22 protein-coding genes and 3 pseudogenes are annotated in these 22,136 nt (G+C 35.2%); 6 read left to right on the top strand and 19 right to left on the bottom strand.

All coding sequences use genetic code 11. The annotated features are described in order from the left end of the window. Positions 1-17: 17 nt before the first annotated feature. Positions 18-407, top strand: a complete 390-nt coding sequence (locus B2R82_RS17340) for a DUF7147 family protein (RefSeq protein ID WP_286926126.1) — start codon at positions 18-20, stop codon at positions 405-407. Positions 408-409: 2 nt separating this feature from the next. Here B2R82_RS17340 and B2R82_RS17335 read toward each other — a convergent pair whose 3' ends face one another. Continuing rightward, positions 410-682, bottom strand: a complete 273-nt coding sequence (locus tag B2R82_RS17335) for a YlbG family protein (protein WP_054770814.1) — start codon at positions 680-682, stop codon at positions 410-412. Between the two features lie 273 nt (positions 683-955). Here B2R82_RS17335 and B2R82_RS17330 point away from each other — a divergent pair, with 273 nt between their 5' ends. Next, the gene (locus B2R82_RS17330; RefSeq protein ID WP_286926125.1) at positions 956-1,861 is read left to right on the top strand and encodes a glycerophosphodiester phosphodiesterase; all 906 of its coding nucleotides are present in this window, start codon (positions 956-958) and stop codon (positions 1,859-1,861) included. Between the two features lie 64 nt (positions 1,862-1,925). Here the strand turns inward: B2R82_RS17330 and B2R82_RS17325 are convergent, their stop codons facing one another. Next, positions 1,926-2,390 (bottom strand): DinB family protein, encoded by a 465-nt coding sequence (locus B2R82_RS17325; protein WP_286926124.1) that lies wholly within the window; start codon positions 2,388-2,390, stop codon positions 1,926-1,928. A gap of 33 nt (positions 2,391-2,423) precedes the next feature. Next, complete coding sequence (locus B2R82_RS17320; RefSeq protein WP_286926123.1) at positions 2,424-3,476, bottom strand: tartrate dehydrogenase; 1,053 nt, start codon at positions 3,474-3,476, stop codon at positions 2,424-2,426. A 485-nt stretch (positions 3,477-3,961) separates the two neighbouring features. Here B2R82_RS17320 and B2R82_RS17315 point away from each other — a divergent pair, with 485 nt between their 5' ends. The 3 genes from B2R82_RS17315 to B2R82_RS17305 all read left to right on the top strand — a co-directional run bounded on the left by B2R82_RS17315 (position 3,962) and on the right by B2R82_RS17305 (position 6,652). Further along, positions 3,962-4,825, top strand: coding sequence for a YwqG family protein (locus tag B2R82_RS17315; protein ID WP_286926122.1), 864 nt, complete (start codon positions 3,962-3,964; stop codon positions 4,823-4,825). Between the two features lie 161 nt (positions 4,826-4,986). Further along, positions 4,987-6,222, top strand: a complete 1,236-nt coding sequence (locus tag B2R82_RS17310) for a DUF6138 family protein (RefSeq protein ID WP_286926121.1) — start codon at positions 4,987-4,989, stop codon at positions 6,220-6,222. Positions 6,223-6,238: 16 nt separating this feature from the next. Further along, a complete protein-coding gene (locus B2R82_RS17305) occupies positions 6,239-6,652 on the top strand; it encodes a hypothetical protein (protein WP_286926120.1) in 414 nt (137 codons plus the stop codon). A gap of 184 nt (positions 6,653-6,836) precedes the next feature. On the opposite strand, the gene B2R82_RS17300 is transcribed toward B2R82_RS17305, so the two are convergent. From B2R82_RS17300 to B2R82_RS17280, 5 genes and pseudogenes are all read right to left on the bottom strand, one after another. After that, entirely contained in the window at positions 6,837-8,243 is a 1,407-nt protein-coding gene (locus B2R82_RS17300) for a serine hydrolase (protein WP_286926119.1), read from the bottom strand. Between the two features lie 43 nt (positions 8,244-8,286). Beyond that, positions 8,287-8,850 (bottom strand): TetR/AcrR family transcriptional regulator, encoded by a 564-nt coding sequence (locus B2R82_RS17295; protein WP_286926118.1) that lies wholly within the window; start codon positions 8,848-8,850, stop codon positions 8,287-8,289. Between the two features lie 216 nt (positions 8,851-9,066). Further along, the gene (locus B2R82_RS17290; RefSeq protein WP_286926117.1) at positions 9,067-9,162 is read right to left on the bottom strand and encodes a zf-HC2 domain-containing protein; all 96 of its coding nucleotides are present in this window, start codon (positions 9,160-9,162) and stop codon (positions 9,067-9,069) included. A gap of 285 nt (positions 9,163-9,447) precedes the next feature. Further along, positions 9,448-9,618, bottom strand: coding sequence for a sigma factor (locus B2R82_RS17285; protein ID WP_286926116.1), 171 nt, complete (start codon positions 9,616-9,618; stop codon positions 9,448-9,450). A gap of 223 nt (positions 9,619-9,841) precedes the next feature. Further along, positions 9,842-10,213 (bottom strand): annotated as a pseudogene (locus B2R82_RS17280) (phosphotransferase); the annotation flags it as partial. 386 nt (positions 10,214-10,599) lie between these two features. Between B2R82_RS17280 and B2R82_RS17275 the strand changes: the two are divergent. Further along, positions 10,600-11,247 (top strand): hypothetical protein, encoded by a 648-nt coding sequence (locus B2R82_RS17275; RefSeq protein WP_286926115.1) that lies wholly within the window; start codon positions 10,600-10,602, stop codon positions 11,245-11,247. 568 nt (positions 11,248-11,815) lie between these two features. Here the strand turns inward: B2R82_RS17275 and B2R82_RS17270 are convergent. From B2R82_RS17270 to B2R82_RS17220, 11 genes and pseudogenes are all read right to left on the bottom strand, one after another. Further along, a pseudogene (locus tag B2R82_RS17270) lies at positions 11,816-12,278 on the bottom strand (IS1595 family transposase); the annotation flags it as partial. Further along, the gene (locus tag B2R82_RS17265; RefSeq protein WP_286926114.1) at positions 12,279-12,581 is read right to left on the bottom strand and encodes a hypothetical protein; all 303 of its coding nucleotides are present in this window, start codon (positions 12,579-12,581) and stop codon (positions 12,279-12,281) included. A 457-nt stretch (positions 12,582-13,038) separates the two neighbouring features. Continuing rightward, the gene (locus tag B2R82_RS17260) at positions 13,039-13,194 is read right to left on the bottom strand and encodes a hypothetical protein (RefSeq protein WP_162832712.1); all 156 of its coding nucleotides are present in this window, start codon (positions 13,192-13,194) and stop codon (positions 13,039-13,041) included. Between the two features lie 466 nt (positions 13,195-13,660). After that, positions 13,661-13,885 (bottom strand): hypothetical protein, encoded by a 225-nt coding sequence (locus B2R82_RS17255; protein ID WP_286926112.1) that lies wholly within the window; start codon positions 13,883-13,885, stop codon positions 13,661-13,663. A 238-nt stretch (positions 13,886-14,123) separates the two neighbouring features. Beyond that, positions 14,124-14,885, bottom strand: a complete 762-nt coding sequence (locus B2R82_RS17250; protein WP_286926110.1) for a hypothetical protein — start codon at positions 14,883-14,885, stop codon at positions 14,124-14,126. Between the two features lie 431 nt (positions 14,886-15,316). Next, entirely contained in the window at positions 15,317-17,251 is a 1,935-nt protein-coding gene (locus tag B2R82_RS17245) for a serine hydrolase domain-containing protein (protein ID WP_286926109.1), read from the bottom strand. 811 nt (positions 17,252-18,062) lie between these two features. Next, the gene (locus B2R82_RS17240) at positions 18,063-18,656 is read right to left on the bottom strand and encodes a hypothetical protein (RefSeq protein WP_286926107.1); all 594 of its coding nucleotides are present in this window, start codon (positions 18,654-18,656) and stop codon (positions 18,063-18,065) included. A 219-nt stretch (positions 18,657-18,875) separates the two neighbouring features. Then, positions 18,876-19,017 (bottom strand): annotated as a pseudogene (locus B2R82_RS17235) (VOC family protein); the annotation flags it as partial. Positions 19,018-19,095: 78 nt separating this feature from the next. Then, the gene (locus B2R82_RS17230; protein ID WP_286926105.1) at positions 19,096-20,289 is read right to left on the bottom strand and encodes a winged helix-turn-helix domain-containing protein; all 1,194 of its coding nucleotides are present in this window, start codon (positions 20,287-20,289) and stop codon (positions 19,096-19,098) included. 194 nt (positions 20,290-20,483) lie between these two features. Beyond that, positions 20,484-20,969, bottom strand: a complete 486-nt coding sequence (locus B2R82_RS17225; RefSeq protein ID WP_286926103.1) for a DinB family protein — start codon at positions 20,967-20,969, stop codon at positions 20,484-20,486. Positions 20,970-21,343: 374 nt separating this feature from the next. Continuing rightward, the gene (locus B2R82_RS17220; RefSeq protein WP_286926102.1) at positions 21,344-22,123 is read right to left on the bottom strand and encodes an aminoglycoside adenylyltransferase domain-containing protein; all 780 of its coding nucleotides are present in this window, start codon (positions 22,121-22,123) and stop codon (positions 21,344-21,346) included. Positions 22,124-22,136 lie beyond the last annotated feature (13 nt).

Genomic DNA, 22,136 nt, shown 5'->3' with positions numbered 1-22,136 from the left:
AAGGATGTGCAATTTTTATGCCACAACAATTTATTGAATTAGGTGAAGGCTATGGTGATGTTTATGAGCTTCTTGAACTAGTGAATACCAATCAAAGTCGCTTTCACCAAGCCTTTATACTAACTTCCTCAAAAGAAGAAAAAAAAGTTGCTTCTTTAGCAGTTGCCTTCAAACCAGTCGGTGAAAGTAAATTTATGCCGATTTATATTTGTCGAGAGGGCATTCCTTATATAGAAGACAAGCCTTCTAAGCGACAAAAAATATTCGAAGAAAGTATTGAGCAACTAGGTCGAAAAGCAGTTGTTGTAGAAATAAAGCACTCATCTATATTTTCGGAATCAAAACTATTTTATCAATACTTAATTGGAATAATGAGACTTCATCACTATATTCCTGCATTAACGTAATATTATAGACCTGCTTTGTAGTCATATTCCTTGGCTTTATCAGGTTTTGCATTTTCATACTCAGTTTTCACGAATGGACGATAAGACTTTACAACGTCTTTTACAAAAGGAAGGCGTTGTAGTTTTGTTGTCATCATTTCAATTTCCTCTCGATCGCAATAGAGCACTACATATTTTTGCCTCCGAGAAATATAAAGAACATGACCATATTTTCGAAGAGACTTTGCATGTTTTAATTGATGGACGTACACGATTAGTCCTTGTCGTTCGTTCATATAGTATTCCCTCATTTCTTACATAAAAGAATACCATAGACCGGAAAATGATAGCAACAGAGTTTAGCTGACAGAACGCTCATTTTTCCGTTATAATGGTAAAGCATACAATATTCATTAAGAGTTGAACATTCACTTAAGCAAGTTAATAAGACATTAGTTTAGACGTCCATAATCACAGTTTCTCTGATTTTGTTTGCTCAAAACTTTCAAATTCAAAAATGAATTCGCCAGTACCTTTTATATCATCTAAATTTTTTAAGGAGGACGAATATGGGTAAAAAAACGAAGATCGCGCTTGCAATCGCAGCAGCAAGTGCGGCTGCTTGGGCAGGTAGTAAAGCAATTTCTAAACCTCAGCAGCGTGAAAGTAAACAAGCATTACAATTTGATCACCCTATTATTCTCGCACATCGTGGTGGTGCACTACTAGCACCTGAGCATACAATGCCTGCTTTTAAAAAAGCTGCACAATTAGGAGTAGATGGCTTTGAAATAGACATTCGCTTAACGAAAGATGAGGAAATTATCGTCTTTCATGATGATACTGTCCATCGTACAACAGATGGCTATGGTCTTATTGCAGATATGACTTTAGCAGAAATTAATGCCTTAAACCACGGTTATCAATTTGAAGATTTAAATGGGGAATTTCCTTATCGAAATGAAAAAGTAGATGTTGTTACTTTACGGGAATTACTAGAAGCATATCCAAATATGTTGGTCAATATTGATATTAAAGACGCACCAGATACGTATGAAGGAAGCTTAATGCCTTCAAAATTATGGCGTTTAATTGAAGAGCTTGGCGCTGAGAATCGTGTAGTTGTTACAAGCTTTTACGGGGAGCAGATAGACCGTTTTAATCTATATGCACAAAATCAAGTAGCCCTCGGTGCTGGTGAGATAGATGTTCGAAAAGCATTCGCTTCCTTCTCCAGCCAATTTGGACATCTATATCATCCAAGGGTAGACGTGTTCCAAATACCACCTAAATCAGGTGTTATTGCATTAGATTCACCGAAGTTTATTCAGTTTTTAAGCAACTTAAACATTCCTGTTCACTATTGGACCATCAATGACGGAGAGACGATGAAGAAATTAATCCGTAACGGTGCAAAGGGCATTATTACAGATCGACCAGATGTTGCTGTAGAATACTTACAAACACAAGAATAGTTATAGAGGTAAGGGTCATTTTATCATGCCCTTACCTTTTTCCTTGCTGTATATAAAAATTAGATTAATAAGTCTTTAATTCTCTACCAATAAAATTCGCAGATACAGAAGGTAGGGCTAATTCCTTTGCCCAAACGGAAAGTTGACCTATATGATGGATTTCATGCACAATAATATGATGGATAATATCAATTTTTCTATATTCCTTATCATCCCAAGCGACTTTTACAATGCCATTATTAAAGCCCTCATTGACTTTTAAAAATTCGATATTGTCAATTCGTAGTTCATCAGAAAGTTTTTTCACTTGCTCTAATGTTTGATAATCACTAAAATCGAATATTCTGTCTTTTTCGCGTTGGATGCCACGAATCCAGCTATATTCAACGTCTATAATATGAAAAAGTGTATAAAGGAAACTCCCTACTCCGCCTTGCCTTTCCTTCAATAATTCCTCTGGGCTTAGCTGATTGCACCACTCAAACCATTCATCTCTGACTTGCCAATTATAAGCAAAAAGGTTTTTCATAAGCGCTTCACTCCAATCATTTTTTCATATGCCTTATCGCAAATGATTTAGTACTGCGCTTGTTACATCGCGTAATGTTGAAGTTCCACCTAAATCTGCTGTCTTGATCCCTTGTGCTAATGTTGCTTCTATCGCATTTAGCACTCTTGTGCCAAGCTCATGATAGCCTAAGAAATCAAGCATCATTTTACCAGTCCAAATTTGTCCAAGTGGATTGGCTATCCCCTGGCCAGCAATATCTGGAGCAGAGCCATGAACAGGTTCAAACATAGACGGATATTGTCGTTCAATATTTAAATTTGCTGCTGGAGCAATTCCAATGCTACCCATAATAGCCCCACCTAAATCTGTTAATATATCACCAAATAGATTGGATGCAACAATAACATCAAAGCTTTCTGGTTTCATGACGAAGAAGGCAGCTAAAGCATCAATATGCGTAGAAACTTGCCCAATATCTTTAAAATCTTTCCCTACTTGTACAAAAACCTCGTCCCAAAATGGCATGCTATAGGTAATTCCATTTGACTTCGTGGCACTTGTCACATGCTGACGTCGTGTTTTTGCTATTTCAAATGCATAACGCATCGCACGCTCTGTACCCTTCCTTGTAAATATAGCATTTTGGATAGCAACCTCATCCTGACCACTATGTATTCTGCCACCGCTTTCAGCATATTCTCCCTCTGAGTTTTCCCGTACAACTATTAAATCAAAGTCATTTGGGTTGCGCAATGGTGAAGATAAGCCTTGTAATAGCTTTGCTGGACGTACATTTATAGACTGCTTCATCTCACGGCGAATTTTAATCAGTAGCCCCCATAAAGAAATGTGATCAGGTACTAAATTAGGCATCCCTACTGCCCCTAAGAAAATTTGATCGAAGTCTTTTAATATTTCAATGCCATTATCTGGCATCATTTTACCTGTCTCTAAGTAATAGTCACAGCCCCAAGGAAATGTAGTCCATTCAAATTGAAAGCTTCCATCAAGATGTGCAGCCTGATCGAGAACCTCTATCGCAGCAGGAACAACCTCTTTTCCAATGCCATCCCCTGGTATTACAGCAATTCGATACGTTTTCATCTAGTAATCCTCCCTAATAAATGTTGATAATTTTTTATCACAATCTTTTACCATAGTTTTTTCTAGTTCTTCAATTATTCATCATTTGATGAGAAGGTTCGGTAAATTTTATTGTGTGAAAATGACAAACAGCGTGTTATTTTTAAATGAAAATCTCTAAAAATCGTAAACTAGGCTACTTCATTATTAATGTAATCCAATATGGGGTGTAAGAAGTGAGATGGAATACTGCCCTTTTCCTTACTTCGCTTAATTAAAGCTCATCTGCTCTTCAATCACTTAAAATAGGGGTAAAAATTGCTAATCAGGCTCACTATCATAACCTTTACTGTATCAAAAGTCAGTAAAAATTCAAGAAGACCTCGTAATTGCTATGCTTTCTAAACCTGTTGATTCAATAATATTTAAATAATTCCAAATACAGGCTTTACACAAGGGAACGTATGTACTATATTGAAATTAGATAAAAATAAGGGGGAATAAACATGGAAAAGTTACGAACAGCATTATTTGATTTTGAGCTTGGAGAGGTGGCAGAACAAATTTTGCAGTTCGCTAAAAAGTCAATTCGTGCTTCGGCAATACCGACAGTAGATGATGCCATTCAAATTGGACAGTCCAAAATCGGTGGCAACCCCGATGTACCGACAGATTTTATATGGCCACATACAAATAATAACCAGCCATTATACTTTCTATGTCAGCTTAATTTAACAGAAGTAAAGTCGTATGATTCCAACAACTTGCTGCCTGCTGATGGACTATTATCCTTTTTCTATGATGTCATTGGACAACCTTGGGGCTATGATCCAAATGATGGCGATGGCTTTCACGTTTTCCACTTCACACAAGCACCTGACAGTTTAAAGCGAATGCAGCAACCCGCAGTTTTAACGGAGTATATTGATAGTGCGGCACTACACTTTAGAAATGAATGGACACTCCCTTCATGGGCATCTCCTTATAGCAAAAATTTAGAAACTATTTTAGCAGAGGAACAACAAGATGCCTACAATGATTTTTTTTATGATTGGGTCGATGAAGAAGCACAGGAACAAACGACACATCGTATAGATGGTCATCCTGATACGATTCAAGGGGATATGTATTTAGAATGCCAACTTGTCACAAACGGTTTATATTGTGGGGATTCAACAGCCTACAATCACCCGTTACGCAAGGAGCTTGAACCACACGTAAAGGATTGGCAGCTGCTATTACAGCTTGATTCGGAAGATGACCTAGGCTATATGTGGGGCGATAGCGGCAAACTATATTTCTGGATTCGTGAAGAGGACTGCAAAAACAAAGAATTTGATAAAGTATGGACTATTTTGCAGTGCTATTGACTATGTATGTAATGATTTGAGCGATTTTTAATTGATTACACTAGATTTTTCTTTCCCTAATGAACTTTCTGATGCATTAATAAATTTGAAATTTACAATATTTATGCACGAAAGTTAATTTTAATAGTGTAGTTGTTCTTTCATAAAAGGGAGGTCATTCCATGAAAACTAAACAATTTACCGAAAACGAAGCATTATGGCTACAGCTTGAGCAAGAACTACTTTCTAAACAATATAAAATTGATACAGATGGTTATCCTTCTAAAATCATCACCTTGTCTTTTTTACTAGACGCCTTCACGCTGCATGAAGTGCTCTGCCATTATCAGCAGCTTGTCTTGCTTGATGAATTTCGTCAAGAGCTAGACTTTGAAACACAGCGCTATTGTCTTTCTCACTTTATCGACGAGCATCAATCATTAACTTACTTACCATTGCTATGCTACTACGCAGTGAATTTAAGTAAATACGGCGCAAGCTATTCTTATTTAACAGTCAAAGAGCTGCTGGCAACAATCAAAGAATTAGATGCAGAAGCATATAACTCATTAATCACAGTCGGCTCTGGTACTTTGCCAACACATAAACAGCAAATGGCATCCGACCTAATTTTCTGCCAAGCAAATGATGTACTAGCCACGATTACGATTAAAATTAAAGAAGAGAGCGAAGAAGCTTATCGTCAAGCATTAGCTTACTTAAATGCTTTATTAGAAGAAGATTTCCCTAAAAGCTATGGCATTTATTATGAAGGTAAAAGCGACTTAGGGTTGCCAATCGAGCATTTACCTGTCACATCATCACATCACTTCTTTACTAAAGCTCTCAGCTATCCTAGCCTACATACTGCGCTAGTTGAATATAGTTATAAGGCGATGGCACAGTATCATTTTTATCAAGATGTTGATGATGAAGAAGCAGCAATGCCAAGTACATTCGCTGTTTTCGGTCTTGGTTTATACGATAAAAGTTATGGCAAGCTCGTAATCGACTATATGTATGAATGTGATGGCGACCATTCGCTAATGCCTGAATACTTTGCAAAAGCCTATGTGGAAAAATTCGGTTTAACGCCTGAAACATTGCCTGTCTTTGTATGTACTGTGCTAGCTGTTCAAGAAGTTCCTTACGATGCATTCTTTGAAAAAGCTATGAGTACAGATAACAATTTGCAATGGTTCGAAAAATTTATGACGACACCATTTATAGAGCTTTGCCCATTTATTCCACTTGAACAAAGTGAACACATTGAAGAATATAAAGATATGGTTGTAGCGCAGCTTTTATATACATGTTTTGGCATCATCCATATGAATGACTTTACTAGCTCAGAATTTATGCATATTCCAGAGCCATATCGCACGCGCTTTGAGCTGATTATTAAAGAGCTTATATAAGAGGACAGGAGAATTTATGACAGCCTATGACAAAATGAAATGGCATTCTGATGCAGAGGACTTTCCACAGCAGTTACCTACTAATCAAGGTGCAGTGCATATCGCTTTTTTTTACCGTTGGATGTTGGAGCATCAATTAGCAAATACGACTATCATTGAAGAGGATGACCCAGAGCTTTATGAACAGCTAATGCAAGGTCAAATAACAGCGCTCGATTTTTTCATTGAATTTTACGATGGGGTTTTGTTAGATGAAGATTTAACAGAAGAAGGAGCTGCTTTTGCATCTACCTATTACGATGCCTATTTAACTGACTATGAAAACCTCCCATTACAGCTTTTTGATGGCTATGATTCTAGGTATGCAGCTATTTATAATGAAGAAAATTACGTGCTTGTTGCAAGGTTGTTGGAGGGAAAATTAAAGTAGAAAATAGAAGTTTAAATTAATCATTCACCTATAAAAAAATAAAATTTGATCAAATTGATATGAATAACCTTGATAAATGAACAATAAGAAAAAGCATGTTTTGAAAAAAGATTGGTCAAAACATGCTCTTACTATCAATTTCGTCTTAGTGTAATTGATTTGTAGACTTAGCACAAGGATAAGCTTAGGTAATTTTCTTTTTAAAAATTGTTATGATTAAAGTCGTAATTCCATGAAGAGCAAATATTACTACCAAACAATAAATTAATAATGATATGTCCGGTGCGAAGAAACGAATACTTTTCCATGGGGTACCAATAACATAAACAAATAGTGGAATCAATCCCACAGCTAGGAGGAGCGAAATGACTCCAAAAGTAAACGGTATTTTTTTGTTTAGAACCTTCTTTCTTCTAAGTCTGAAGAAATGGATTATCGTTAAAATAGCAAAGAGTAATGTAATCCCCAATATACTCCATTGAATACTATAGCTCTGTACAGGCAATTCATCTGGTTCTTTTCCGTTCAGGATAGATTGAATTCCATTCATTATATGAGAGACTTGAGCATCTTCTATAAAATTATATTTATTGGTTAAAAGTACTGCTGCAATATTTTCTTCAGGTATTAAAAACATTTGCGCTCTAAAATCAGATGTTGCCCCACCGTGGAAAGGGTAATGTTCTGTTTTAGAAAAATGCCAACCGTAACCGTATGTTTTACCTTCTTCTGGAGGAGTTTTTAATAACTCAAGGTTTTGTTCTGATAATAAGTCTCCGCCCTCTAGCATAAATTTTAAAAATTTCGCTAAATCATTTGAACTTGAAGCAATATAGCCATAAGGTGCTCCCGCATGATCATAGAATCCATCACTGACAACGGGCCTACCAAACCATGACTCGAAACCAGGTATGTATCCTTTTTCTACCGCACTTTCATAATCAGCAGCGGAATTTTCCATACCAAGTGGGGTAAAAATATTCGTATTCAAAAAATCTGAAAAGGTTTGGTTCGAAACATTTTCAACAATTGCCCCTAAGAGTAAATAGTTAGCAGAGTTATATTCATAAACCTCTCCAGGCTCGTGAGATAACACTACACCACTAAGTTCTTTTATAGCTTGATTGATTGCCCCCTCTTTCGGCCAATCCTTGTCCGTCACTTTAAGACCTTCAAGCTCACTAATACCACTTGTTTGTTCTAAAAGATGCAAAACTGTAATTTGTTTTGAACTGTCTGTTTGATATGTAAACGTTGGAATATAGGACTGTATCGGTTCATCAAGCTTTATTTTGCTATCTTCCACTAACATCATAATAGCCAGAGATGTAATTGGTTTGCTTAAAGAACCAATAAGAAACGGTGTGTCTGCTGTTACATTTGACCCATCACTTAAAATACCCCATTGATTTTGATAAATCATTTCCCCGTTTTCTAATATTGCCAACGATGTGCCAGGAATATTATACATATCTAAGGATTTCTCCATAAATTTTGTTATTTTTTCTTTCGTATCTTCCGTTTTAGCAGAAGCAGCAAAAGGGGTTAGTAGGAGTAGTAAGCTCCCTAAAAAAAAGATTGCTTTTTTCATTGTTTTTCTCCTCATATGAACAATCAAACTTTTTATTAAAACTCTAATTTTTTCTTTTTTTCAAATAGTTCTCTAATAAATCAATTAACAATTTATACGTTTGATCAAGGTCAAATTCGTCATCGAACATTTTTTGGAGAGCTAGTCCATCGAAGCAAGCCAATAAAATACCGGCAAGAGCATCCGTTTCTTTGGCTTCAACGTTTAGGTTCTTTAAAGGATTAGAAAGACTCTCCCTCCCGTTTTGTAAAATGTTTGCTACTTCTTGTTTATATGGATCATTTTTTAATCCTAAAGAATAAAGCTCATATCTCCAACGATACCAATCAGGATCTTTTTCTACTCTTGATTTAATTTCAAACAAAACATCTAATGGATTCATTTCCGCCTCTTTTTTGCCATCATATTGAATATGGTATCGTTCTTGAATATCACTCTGGACGGAAAATAATAACTCTTCCTTATTCTTAAAATAATAATGAACAAGTCCAGGAGTAATGCCAGCTTCGTGAGCAATATCTTTTATAGAGGCATTATTAAATCCCTTCCTGCTAAACACTTTATATGCCGCATCAATTAATCTTTGACGTTTATCCTTAACACTCATTTTATCTCTCCTTTTTGTTTGGTTGACCAACCAAATTATATTTCGTATCGTAGCAAAAAGTCAATTGAATATCCCAAAAAATGTTGTTTACCTTTATTAATATAAAGTAGCGTTTTATCAAATTAAGTGATGATACGATCACTAAGATCTTTTTTCTATTTTTGGAGCNNGAAAATAAATCTCCCTTCATTTAAATAATTTCGCCATTCTTCACCATTAATCCATATGTTTTTCTATCTGTTCGTTTGTTTCTTCACTTGTTAATTTATCAATATAAGCAGGAGCCAAATCCTTAAATACACTATGTTTCATAACCCTACTCACCCTTTCTGATTTCAAGTTTTGCTCTATAAAAAGTTACTCTTGCCCAATTTTCTGTCCTTTCAAAAATTGAACCAATTTCTTTGAACGATAAGTCACCCAACAATCTTAAATAAAGTACTTTTTAAAAAACATAACTTTATCCTCGTTTTTTTTATACTCATCTTCCAAGTCGTAAAATGTTGTACTTTCATTTTTTATTGAGTCCTTCAATTGTTGGTTTTTATTTTTATGGTTTAATTCTTGCAGCCATACGTTTTTAGCAATTGCACAGAGTCACGCGGAAAACTTGGCTTTACCATTATCGTGAAAGTTATTAATGGATTTAATCGCTTGATAAAATGTTTCTTGAGTTAGCTCCTCTGCTAAATCAAGGTTGTTTGTCAAAGTTAACAAGTATTTAAAAATAAAATCCCCATAATCTTGGTATATATTGTCCTTATCCACTGCCACCCTCCCTTTTCCGTCTGGCCATTCAACTATGTATCACAAAATTATTGATTTCGTTACAACATTTTTAAAAAAATGCATCTTTATAACAGATGCAGATATTCATTTATTCAATTAAATGGCCCTTTAATGAAAATAAACGCTGCTTCTTATTACAGTATCGTGCCCTTTAATGGAATAACTAAGATATTTATCAATCCTATACTCATATAGTCATTCTCTAATGAAAGTTTCTCGTTCTCTTCGAAATATCCTCATTATGAATAAGTGTATCAACAAAATGTAATGTGCATGTTGAAACTAAAAAAAAAATAAAAAAATCGTTAATACCTGCATATGGTACTTGATATCTGATTTTGTCTTTTAAGCTTTGTAAGGTTTATCCTTGCCATCCTTCTAAAATACCAGTATCCATAAAAAGGGAATTTGTATAATAGAAAGCTACTGCAATATCTTGAGCATACCAATTAAATGAGCAGTCATCAAAATCAATTGTAGTTATACTACCTTCCCCAGTAATAATTAAGTTTCCTTGATGATAATCATTATGAATAAGTCCGAAAGTATCAGGGGTAATAATGTATGAAGTTAGGCGCTACCATTTTTTTAAATATAAAGGTCGCGTTTGTAGTCCCAGAGATTTTATTTTCATGGGAGTGGAAGAAGAACAGAGATGCTTAATCAACTTAAGCCCTATTAGTTGAAGTTGAGGAGCCGGTTGAAAATGCGGATTTCATCGTTAAAAAATTGTCTAGATACTGTTCTTACAAAAAGCCACAAAACACTGATTTAACAGCATTCGTGGCCTTTTAATGAGTTTCCAAACTTTGCTTTGGGAACGTTAATTGTATTTGGGTTGTATAAAACAAATAAATTTAATCACTAAATTCTTTAAAAAGGATTACTAATTCATATGGAAATTATTGTGTGTTTGTCGATGTATATAATAATTAATATATTATTGGTAGGTGTGAATGGATGAAGATGCAGGCGGTACAAGGTGGGGTAATGAATATTTATCCGCAGGTGGCGAAGCAAGGATACGATGCGAATTTTGGTAATCTACTTGTTGCGACACAGCAGGCAGCAGAGCAGCGTGATAATAGTCAGAATGAGGAAGTACGCGAGTTATCGTTTAAAGAAATGATTGAACTCGAGCATAAGGCGATTGTCGCTTTCAGGCAGGGCGATTTGATTGGTCATGAGCGTTATATGAAAGAGCTAAGTGGTCATCAAGGGTCGCTAGAGAGAGTGAATGCGGCGGCAGAGGCTCAGGCAGCAGAGGCGAATATGGATAATGGGATTTTCCCAGAGGATGCACCACAGTCGGTGAAAAGCTATATGAGTGGGCTATCGATGAAGGAACACATAGTTATGTTTACGCAGGTGGCGGTACAGGAAATTATAGCGAATGCGTATCAGGATGGGAATGGGCATTGGCGTATTCGACACCGAGATGAGCCGGGTTATATTAATATTTTTGAGCAACCGGATTTTTCGTATACAAAGCTAGTGGAGAAAATGCTAGCACATATTGAATTGAATCGTAAGTATACAACGCAAGATAAGTATGAGGAGCAATTAGACGTCGTACTCGGCTTGAAGGAAGCTGCAAAGGGCTTTTAATTAGCGGTATGGAAATTTGATAGAGGTTGGGAAAAACCATTTCTCAACATAGGTGCTAGCATTTTACGAAAGTAAGATGTCGGCGCCTATGTTTTTTGAACTGAAGCTAGTTTGGTTGTAGCTAAAAAATTTTTATTTTGGCTCTGTAAAATATCGAATAATAAATTAAGGAAGCCCTAACGAGTTTCCTTGATTTATGGTCCAGAAATTCCATTTGCCAACAGTAACAGAAATATAAATATTGATAACGGTATCATAAATGTAATGTTTGAAAGAATACTGAACACCTTTACAGTTATATTTTTAGACTTGACCCCTAAAATTAACGACACAATAAACCCAATGTCTATCAAAACATATAAGAAAATTGGAATCCATAGATTTATATTCGGAGACCTAAATACAAAGAAAATAAATAATGCAACTAAGAACAAAACTAAAGTTAAAATGATTGGATAAAACTCTTTATGTTGTTTCAATATATTACCTCCTTTCATTTTTTGTTTCAATTGTAATAGTAAATGTAATAACTTGACGAATTTCCGTAATTTTCTATTTTAAATAAGGACTACGCACTAAATTTTGATAGTCTCAAACTATCGTAGGTGTCAATCATTTCAAATACTAATGATGATAATAAAAATTCTTTATTATGTTGATTGATATTTTCGTTACTGCGACTATCGACAAAATAAGAACCAAACAAGGTAATTATCAAGATATTTCGTAGCTACACCTTTAAAACGTCTATTGTTTTTAAGCAAGAATGGAGACCGTTGACATTTTGGATGTGATACAAGCCCTTAATAATGTGCTTTCCATCGTTTGATTTAATCAGATAATACTCTAAGCCCTTTTGTTTTAACAATACGCCCCATACAAGCAACTTTTGAGACAGTTGCATTGGTTCGGTCTCTGGCAACGAGAACACAGACTTGTTCTTTGCTTATTCCCCTATGTTTAGATTTCCCACCTCTTTTACGAGGCTTCCGTTCAGTAATTCCACGTTGAATCCTGACATTTATCAAATATCAACAATTCCCTTTAACAGAGCCTTTATTTTTTAGTTCTAAAAGTATAGGTGCTACATTTAGCAAAATAGAAACAATTGTCAGAAACCATAACACCTTTTCCATAGTAGGTACAACATCCAATAAAGCCGCCCAATCTTCAACTTTTACCCAATTAGATACAAGGCTATGTTCTGCACAGAGTGTCAATGCTGTAAATGATAACCCTATTGCCATCGCAAGTTTATAATCTTTACCTGTTGTATACATATAAAGATTTATAAAAGTTGCTACTATAGCAATAAGACCTAATATTAACCACATAATGATACCTCCCTTTTACAATATAGACATAAGTTGTAATCAAATTGTTCCCAAACGCTCGTTTGATAACGATTTGAAAGGTTGTTATTCAATAATATGCCCTTTAATGAAAATAAGCGCTGATCCTTATTACAGTATCGCGCCCAATTGTTGAATAACTATTTTTTATTATTAATAGCGTTTTCTCATATATTTCTATATCTATTTTAGGTAGTATATATACTAACAATTTTCTCGTTTAATAAAATCTCTTTTTCTTTTTTTAAACCATTTTTTATTGTGAACGGACTACATTCACGTTTAAAACATTGATAGTCATAGCAATGAAAGCACAAAAAAATGACAGAAACATATCGTAGTTACGTCTGTCGAAGTTTATTATTTAGTAGTTCAATGACTATTGAAGATACTTTTAATAAAAATTAGAGCCACAGTTTAGTGACTCTAATTTTTATGTCTATTCTTTACAAAAATCTACAAATTTTTTTGCCTGTATTAAAGACATATCTGTTTGTTCTCTCACAAACTTCACCGCTTTAATTTCACCGACGGACTTTATTTTCTCTTTTACTAAGGCAATCAGTTCCTCATTATAGATTTTAGTATAATCCATTTTTCCGACCTCCTCTAATCTATAATACCTTATACGACTACTTTAACCATTTAGTTTCAAATATATATTAATACCACAAAAAGATCCTTGTAAAAATAAGGAAAAATTGATTGTGAGGGTTCATATTATTAGAACCCTCCCACCTTCGCTTTTTAATTGATTCAATTTTAACATGATTTATTTCGTTAAATGGCCCTTTAATGGAAAAAGACGCATTCTTTATTAAAGAATTGCGCCCAATTGTGGAATGAGCTACTGCATATGCCCTCGAAATGTACAGTAAATATTTGAATGACACAGTTAATGATATCTAATTTTAGAAGGAGTATAATTTTAATAGCTCATGAATTGATAAACTAGTAGTAGCTTCCATTTTAACAAAATATGGTGATTGCCACTTTTTACTTACAATGTTTTCGAATTGTTCATTAGTACTCCATTAGTTGTTAATGCCACTCAAACATAATTAAAAACTAAAAAGAGCCATCACAATAATTAACAAAGATCCTATTATAAGAAACATTCCCCAACCATTTTTTCCTTTCATTTTATATTCTTCAATTCCCATAATTGCAAAGAGAATTCCAAGCAATAAAGATGATATTGGACCATATGAAAAATCCTTTGTCATTAATCCGTACATTGAAATCGCTACTACAACTAAAGCAAGCATTATTTTAATAATTTTCAACGTAGTTCCCCCTCAATTGAAGAAAGACTTTAGTTTTAGTTCATTATTTCATAACTTTTTATATTTTAACATTAATACCCAATTACGAAGTGTATTTTTATGTCACAATCTGGCCCTTTCCATGAATAAAGACGCTTTCCTTATTACAGAAAAGCGCCCGATTGTGGAATATCAAGATAATGATTACTGTTTTTTACTTATTAACCTAAAGCCCCATTACTTCAAGAGATTTTAAAAATTATCTTTGAAATTCTAATAATGAAGGAAATCCAGCACGAGACCAAAGCCATAATGGTGTATGGACATCAATTGGTGCTAATCCTGTTCCTTTAAGTACAGTCTCCCAGGCGTCTGCAACAACTTTTCTATCATCTGCTCCACCATTTAATATTTCCTCGGAACATAAACCTAATCTAACCGTAGCCTTCAAGATGTGAGTATCTGGTGCTATTGTGATAAGTTCACGAGAACTCCAAGAAATATTGGTGTAACTTTCCAAGACATAAAGCCAGTAATTAAAAATTTTCGGTCCAGATAAATAAGGGAAATCTGCTTTTCGAGTACCTTGCATTAATCCTTTTAAAGGAAGAATATCAAAGTGAACAGATTCAATAAGACCTTGAACATTCCCTTCTTCAGAAGAATTCATAATTCCTTTTGCTACTCGCTGCCAAATTTCTGGATGTCGATTAGGTTGTAATGCTACACGATGCAGAAGTAAAGCATCTCGTAAAATATCTATATTACAATTAGCAACTACCTTCGTGTTGAAAATCCATTTTGTTTCTTCATCTTGATATGCTTTTAAAACTGCTTCCCACAATTTATATGAATTTCTTTGATAGTTCAAAGCCATAGCCAATGTTAAAACATCCATTAAATCATCTTCCTTAACAACACCAATTAGAACATCTTCTGGCATTACTTCCCCTCCAAGTAATCCGTCAGAGTGCATTTTTATCAATGATTTTACGTTCTTTAAAAATTCCTCTTTAATCATAAATTTCCCCCATTGTGTATTTACACTTATTAAACTTTCCTGCACTATAGTTTAAGTACATTACTTCATCACTCACTCGAATTTTACCATAAATACCCAAACTACTTAAAGGACGTTACTCAACAATCTGGCTCGATTGTGGAAGATCATAAGCATATTTCTTGTTTAACTAAAGCCCTCTATTACTTCAATAAGTATACATACTTTATTCCATAAAGGTAATAAGCTAAGGTCTTGTTAGCCTGCTTTATAGATGGCTCACTCTAGGATGGGAATAACTATAAAATTTTGAATTAGAAAGTACTCCTCCCATTTTTAAATATTTCAATTTTTTTGAAATTAAGAAGACCTATTTTTTATCTCCTTACCCTTTCTTTATTAAATTTCTTCTTTCTTTGGAAGAGTATTTAAGATAGTTAAGTGTTTGATGGTTAGGGAACAAAGTGAAAGAAGTTCCAATCTATTAGTAATGCAATGAAAGCAAATAGTAACAATCCAGTTGAAATAACAAACACAACATGAGTCTTTGTCAATGTTAAAGCAGTTTTTCGGACTTTTCGTAAATGAAGAATGATAAAGGCCAGTGAAAGGATAGCGAGTATCCAATTTAACATGATACTGATATTAATTTCTGTAGCCGTTATATAGACATCAGACGTACTACGTACCAAGATAAATATGAAGTTAAGAGAGATTGCCGAACCACATAACAAGAAGGCATTTGCCCAAGCATGAATCGGTGAGATTTTCCCTTTGCCCAATTTTCTAACCAAATGCCGAATACCTAATACAAATGGTGTAATAAGGAAAAATACAATTGACGTAATAGCGATAATCATATACATGATTAACATGGGGGTAGTACGGCTTGCTTTAACCGGAATCATATCCATTGATTGTCCAGTAGTCAATCTTATCAGTTTCCCATCTTGTTTATCGATATAAAGAACGGGTGCCATTTCCTTAAATGATGCGTACTCTGTCTGGTATAATTTAAATAAATAAGGTGAGATTTGTTGATAGGTTGCTGTCATCTCTCCTATATTCAAGGTCAACTCATTCTCACCACTTACCTTTGCTTCTATTGGCGTTAGATAGCCTAGAATCTCATGTATAGTTGAATGTGAATTACGTGCAAATACATATTGACCTATCACTTCATTAAAAGTTGGCAAATGATTCTGTGTAGGTAGAGGATTCTGTTTATCCTCTCCAATCAGCATATTCACAATTCCGTTGGTAATGTCGCCTTCTGAGGCCATATTAGTGAGTACAACAATACTTAACTTTTCCTCAGGAACTATCGCAAGATTACTAGAGAAATTCAATGTATTTCCATCATGTGCAAGTACACGTGGTTGGCTTCTTATCTCCCAAAAACCATGTGCGATAGAACGGATTCCCTTATGTGGTGAATAGCTCTGCTTAAACATCATTTGTAACGTATTTGGATTAGAAAATAATGGGGTTGCATCGGTTGTTGCTAATGCCATAGAGAACTTAGCCAAATCCTCAGCCGTGCCGTTCATTCCTCCAGACGGATATAGTGGGATATAGGTCCAATCTCCTGCCTTAAATCCTCCATTTTCGGAAGAACTATATCCGATAGCCTTGTTACCAGATAAATCCTGATGATCTTGTAAGGCAGGATGTCCAGAAGTATGCTGCATTTCTAATGGCACCAAGATTTGGTTCATCTCATAATCCGAAAACATTTGGCCACTCACGCATTCTACTACATAGGCAGCAAGAGCTGTGGCAAAATTGGAATAAGAAATAACAGTCCCTGGCTCAAAGGTTTGGTTGGGCTCACCAGCTATTAATGCGTCAGGTAAAGAGATCAACTTATCTGGTGATTGGACTGCCGCTTCAAACATATAATCCTCAAATCCTGCAGTATGGTTCATAATATGTAGCATTGTAATGGGTTTGTCATATTTAAGTTTGGCAGAAAAGGATAGTGGCAGATAGGCCTTAATATCCCGATCAAGCTCTATCTTGCCTTGCTCAACAAGTTGCATGATTGCTGTCCACACAAAAGTTTTGTTAATAGAACCATACTCAAATACGGTTTTTGCTGGATCAACGTGAGTTTTGTCAGCTACATTCCCATATCCATAGCCTTTTGAAAAAACAATCTTATTATCTTTCGTTATTACGATTGCAGCACCTGGAACAGAACTGCCAATAAAAGGCTTAACAAAATGATCAATTTCCTTATCTAATTCTGACAGTGGGATACCTGAGGGCGTTCTTTCTAAATTGGGTACTTTGGCGGAAATAGGAACATTAGAACTTCCTATCATACCTAAAATGAACAAGACCATCATGCAAAAAATAGTTTTCAATATAAAATTATTTTTCAAATAAAGTCCTCCTAAAGTTCTGTGTGAAAACGACAATTTTTTTTCTAATGATCTTTCCTTCCTAACCCTATTAGATTTAATTAAATGATAATGGGAATCGGTAAATGGAAAAACCACCTGAAGACGGATATTTTCTCCGACTTAAGTCCAGTAAAAGTTTATTTCCTAATATTTGCGTATAGACACAATATTATCATAGCGGGAACGAACATTTTCCACGCTACTGTTCTATACACGGATAACGACACACGCTACAATTTTGATGAATAATGATATTCCTATGAATGCCATTGCCAAACGATTAAGGAATACGCCTGAAATAATCCATACAACATACAGGCATGTACTAAGAGAAATGGAAGATAAAATTATTGACACGTTTGACCGTGCTATTGAAAGTGGGCTGGTTCTTAACTAACCCCCACTCAAACCGCTAAATATAGGCACTAACAATGCCTTTAAGTTTCTAAAATGACAGTAAATAAGGATTACTTTGCTGAAGATATTCAGTACTTTTATGATACAGGTCTTTAGACGTAAAAAAACACTTGTCGCCCAATACAGGCAAAACAAGCGTTCTAAGAGTTGAAGGTTAGTTGTAAGTTTATCAAGTATTAGTCAAATCTGACTAAAGAATTTTGAATCCGCTTGGTGAGAATATTATGACACCCTGCCAAACAGGTTTCAATTGTCAGATAGGAACAGCACAGACTGAAAACGAGATTCCACTTTCTCACCGCTTGCTATCCTACGGCGATGTAATTTACGGTAATCCCACTGAAAACGTCAACTTGCCCAGTTCTCGTTGATATTAACTCTTGATTTTATTGATGATATCTTGATAATATTGTTTGCCATATTCATTATTAGACTCTTCTGATTTTTTGTTAAAATATTCTATGGCCTCATTTTTATATTGTTCCGGAATTTTTTCTAAATACAAATCCATTATATTTTCAAAAGAACTTTCGGCTACTTTTTTGGGGGACATTTTTTTGACATTCATAAAATATTCCCACTTTTTATCATAATTTTCAAAATGTTTTAATCTAGGCAGGAATATCGCGACATAAGGTCCTATGTTACTTTTATCCGAATTTTCCAACATGAATTCGTAAATCTCCTTTGTTTCCGGAAGATCATATCTCTGAATCATATTCCCAATTGCTGAAACAAGCAGAACTACAAGTTTAGTATTTTCCTTATGATTATTATAGATATCAAGAAGGGTTTTAGAAAACTTCAGATCATTAAATAAATCTTGATAATAATTTGAAACTTCTAACCTGGGTGTTTTCTCAAACTCTTTTACAGCAAGAAACAGCTCTTCATCACTCAATTTATGACAATTAGAAATTTTCTCTTTTAATAGGCTAATATTTTCAATATTTTTTTTAGTGTCCATATTGTTCTATCATCACCATTTTCCTTTATACCACCTTTATATTTTTTTGCTTTCACAACCTGCAAACCAATCATTAAATTCTTTTTTCTAACAATAAATTAGCATCTATAGTATAATTTTTTGGAAATAAACTAACAACGGTTTGGATATTGAGCTGATATGCAACTTTATGATCTTCAAGTAAAGCCCCCCGATAGTATGATAATGAAGACATGCGAATTAAATTTGTACTTTGCACATTAAAGCATGTGTATTTCCTTCAGTATCTTTAAAGAAAGTCATCCACGTTTTTTGTATTTCCCATTTTCGCAACAACATGTGGTTGGTCGATAAAAGAAACTCCCTTTTCAAGCAATTCTTTAAAGGTTTTATTTATACCTTCACTTGAATTTTACTTCAAAAGTAAACAACTTTATTATCCCTACAAATATAGGAAATATCAGTTCAAAGAATCTGCCGAAATTGTCTCACACCCATTGAATAGTGCAAACCTTTGGAAACAACTGTTCAAAGCTGTTCGCAATTGTGCTGTTTGCTTCACACCGTTCTCGTACCATATATTTTTAACAACGAGTGTTTCAGTTTTTCTCTCCGCGATAATCTCCGCTCGTCCAATAAAGCTCTCTCCATATATCAGAGGCAGCACATAATAGCCAAATTTTCGTTTGATTGCAGGCGTGTAAATCTCCCAGGTGTAATCAAAGTCAAACAATTCGTTGATAAGTTTTCTGTCCCAAATGAAATTATCTAGTGGAGCAATAAGCTCGCAACGCAATTTCGGTTCCTGATTTTGCAGAACGGCTTCAATAAGCGGTAAATCCTCCGCGAGGCAGTACAGCATATCCTTCATTTGCTCCACGGCAACAGCAACAATGCGAGTTTCGTGTAATAGCTGGCGGAAAACCTCTTTGCGTTGTGCTGCTTTCAGCCCCCAAATATTCAACCATGCATCTGACGCACGATTCCATAAGAGACCAACAGAGCCGATTCGACGTAGTACCCGCCACTTATAATGTTCAAGTTCATCAACCAGCGGCTCTGATGCATTCAGTAGATTTGGCTGTATGTACTTCTTGGCTATATCGTAATATTTACGCGTTCCTTTTTTATGATGGATAATCAACTCACCCGTCGAGTACATCTGTTCCAGGACTGAACGAGATGAATTGTTTCCACTGCTCCAATGGATGGCCGATTGCCAAGAGAAATCTCCATCCAATTTTAAATCATCCGAACATAGTGCACCTTGATTTTGGATATGAGCTAGTACTTGAGCTGTCAACGCTTCCATTTCGGGATAGCGTTCGGCATGTTGTCGGGCAGCCTGCCTGTATCGCTCAAAATACGGCCAGTCCTCAACAGGGATAATGGCCAGATTCTTGTCGGGATAATCGACAAGGCTTCTATCCTCATACAGCAAATCGGCCAGCATTCCCTTAGTAAATCCTTTGATTCGCGACTGTAACACCAATTCGGCGTTTTTTCCGCAAACATCGATGGGGTCGTATTGAATACAGCCAACCTGCCGAGCAAAATCCAGTACGCCCTGCTTCCCGCTAAATTTATATTCGTCCAAAAGTCCGTGTTTCAACAACAGAAATTGCCGTGCCTGACGGTTTGTTAATTGGATCATGTACACACCTACCTCTAGTTTAGTTTCTTTTTATATTACAGTGGGGATGATGGGGAAAAGAAAAACGATGACGTGAAGGGAAATTTGTTTACTTCCTCGCTGGGGTGTTTCTTGGACTTTTTATTGGTTGGCTCGAGTCCAGTACAATACCAAACACAAACCAACCAATTAGCTGCATATTAAAAACTCTAACTTTAAGTAATACTACCCAGGAGGGCATTTTCTTTTGTTGGGCCCATCACAGGGGGAACTGGTAAGCCTGCTTGACGTAATAGCACCATCATTTGGCCGCGGTGATGTGTTTGGTGGTCAATTAAGAAACGCAATAATGCACCTTTTGTTGCCACACTCGCAATGCCTGTTTCTGTTAGCAAGTCCACATCTGATAGCTTAGCTACCTCTTCCTTGACCGCCTCTGCTGCTTTTTCGTATGCTGCTATAATTTCTCTTGCTGTCGCTGGAACTGGTTCATCTTGACCAATCATTGGTACAGTTAAACCTGCTAAATGGCTAAAATAACCTGTTGTTTCTACTAAATGCCAGCCTAACCAACCAAGTGTACTATGCCCTTCCAAAATACTTTGTCCTAATTTGTCATCTGTTACGGCTTGTAATACTTGCAATGTCCCTTCCACAGCCACTGCCCAATCCTTTAAAAAATCATCAACTTGTCGATACATCAAAACTCCTCCATAATCTTTCACTTCTAGTTTATTATACAAAATTTATAGAAAAGACACAAACATACGTTCTCTATAAAAGGTTCGTATAAAAATTACCTCCGCTAAACTTGAGAATACCATCAAAAGTGAGATGAGCGATTTGAGTAATGAAAAAAATACCAAAAAACAAGAGTTTTGGAACAAATAAATAACCTATTTATTAAATGTGTGCTTTTTTAATTTTGTTTAGCAATGGGGCATATTTGTTTAATACAATTTTAAAGCAAATTGGATATTGTGAAGATTTACACTTAAACTATTTGGCAGTTTAGTTAAAGCAGCAAGATTAATGAAATTGACTTTTGTGAAAAAAAGCAGGATCAATTCCATATTTATCTAGATAAAAAAGCTTGATTACAATACTCTCTTAAAGAATTTATAAAATGGATCGTTGCATTCTTTCGTTCCCAACGATTTTTATAATTGCACTTGGCTTGAACTCTCCCTCTAATTCTAAGTGCCTCATGAAGAATGTCAGAATACCTTAAATCAAAGTCCTTAATCACTTCTGCACAGGCCAGTTCTTTTGATGTAATCTTTCCTGTTTTCAAAGTATAGTACACTCGACATAAGGTTAATACAATGAACTCAATCCAAGAATCGAATAAAAACAAATAGCTTCGGGAAGCTTTACTCGCTATATAGTGGTTAAGATTGTACTCCATCTCCTGCATAACATCCTTCCAATCTATATTTGAGTAATAAGTAGAAAAATTCGGACCGTAAACAGCATATGAATCATGAACAAGCTGATAAACGGCAATTTTCATAAGCTTTCTTTTCCCCTTACACTTTGTACCGTTAAAAAACGGGAAAGATCTATGTAAATGTAATTGATTTTGCTCATCCAAGGATAAGTACTCACATTCGAACTTTTTGATCAATGGATTTTCAGTTCTAAGCTTCTTATGAAGATACGATAGTTTTTTCACCTCTTTGTCTGTCACTTCTCGACTAAATACTGTAACAAAATCAATATCACTGCTTTCAGAATGAAAGGCACCTATAACGGTTGAACCATATAAATAGACACCAAGAATTTGATTTGGAAACATTTCGTTCAGCTTGCTACTATAGAGCATCATTACCTTCTTGACTTCGTTATGGATCATGTATTTTTAACTC

It is taken from the genome of Lysinibacillus sp. UBA6686 (assembly GCF_002455205.1).
Taxonomy (GTDB): Bacteria; Bacillota; Bacilli; order Bacillales_A; family Planococcaceae; genus Lysinibacillus; species Lysinibacillus pakistanensis.
Note: the sequence above shows the minus strand (reverse complement) of the source record. Positions and strands in the feature narration are given on the sequence as shown.

Bases quoted from the DNA above. Each gene is read 5' to 3' on its own strand.
- B2R82_RS17340 (WP_286926126.1), top strand. From the start codon at position 18: ATGCCACAACAATTTATTGAATTAGGTGAAGGCTATGGTGATGTTTAT.
- B2R82_RS17335 (WP_054770814.1), bottom strand. From the start codon at position 682: ATGAACGAACGACAAGGACTAATCGTGTACGTCCATCAATTAAAACAT.
- B2R82_RS17330 (WP_286926125.1), top strand. From the start codon at position 956: ATGGGTAAAAAAACGAAGATCGCGCTTGCAATCGCAGCAGCAAGTGCG.
- B2R82_RS17325 (WP_286926124.1), bottom strand. From the start codon at position 2,390: ATGAAAAACCTTTTTGCTTATAATTGGCAAGTCAGAGATGAATGGTTT.
- B2R82_RS17320 (WP_286926123.1), bottom strand. From the start codon at position 3,476: ATGAAAACGTATCGAATTGCTGTAATACCAGGGGATGGCATTGGAAAA.
- B2R82_RS17315 (WP_286926122.1), top strand. From the start codon at position 3,962: ATGGAAAAGTTACGAACAGCATTATTTGATTTTGAGCTTGGAGAGGTG.
- B2R82_RS17310 (WP_286926121.1), top strand. From the start codon at position 4,987: ATGAAAACTAAACAATTTACCGAAAACGAAGCATTATGGCTACAGCTT.
- B2R82_RS17305 (WP_286926120.1), top strand. From the start codon at position 6,239: ATGACAGCCTATGACAAAATGAAATGGCATTCTGATGCAGAGGACTTT.
- B2R82_RS17300 (WP_286926119.1), bottom strand. From the start codon at position 8,243: ATGAAAAAAGCAATCTTTTTTTTAGGGAGCTTACTACTCCTACTAACC.
- B2R82_RS17295 (WP_286926118.1), bottom strand. From the start codon at position 8,850: ATGAGTGTTAAGGATAAACGTCAAAGATTAATTGATGCGGCATATAAA.
- B2R82_RS17290 (WP_286926117.1), bottom strand. From the start codon at position 9,162: ATGAAACATAGTGTATTTAAGGATTTGGCTCCTGCTTATATTGATAAA.
- B2R82_RS17275 (WP_286926115.1), top strand. From the start codon at position 10,600: ATGAAGATGCAGGCGGTACAAGGTGGGGTAATGAATATTTATCCGCAG.
- B2R82_RS17265 (WP_286926114.1), bottom strand. From the start codon at position 12,581: ATGTGGTTAATATTAGGTCTTATTGCTATAGTAGCAACTTTTATAAAT.
- B2R82_RS17260 (WP_162832712.1), bottom strand. From the start codon at position 13,194: ATGGATTATACTAAAATCTATAATGAGGAACTGATTGCCTTAGTAAAA.
- B2R82_RS17250 (WP_286926110.1), bottom strand. From the start codon at position 14,885: ATGATTAAAGAGGAATTTTTAAAGAACGTAAAATCATTGATAAAAATG.
- B2R82_RS17240 (WP_286926107.1), bottom strand. From the start codon at position 18,656: ATGGACACTAAAAAAAATATTGAAAATATTAGCCTATTAAAAGAGAAA.
- B2R82_RS17230 (WP_286926105.1), bottom strand. From the start codon at position 20,289: ATGATCCAATTAACAAACCGTCAGGCACGGCAATTTCTGTTGTTGAAA.
- B2R82_RS17225 (WP_286926103.1), bottom strand. From the start codon at position 20,969: ATGTATCGACAAGTTGATGATTTTTTAAAGGATTGGGCAGTGGCTGTG.
- B2R82_RS17220 (WP_286926102.1), bottom strand. From the start codon at position 22,123: ATGATCCATAACGAAGTCAAGAAGGTAATGATGCTCTATAGTAGCAAG.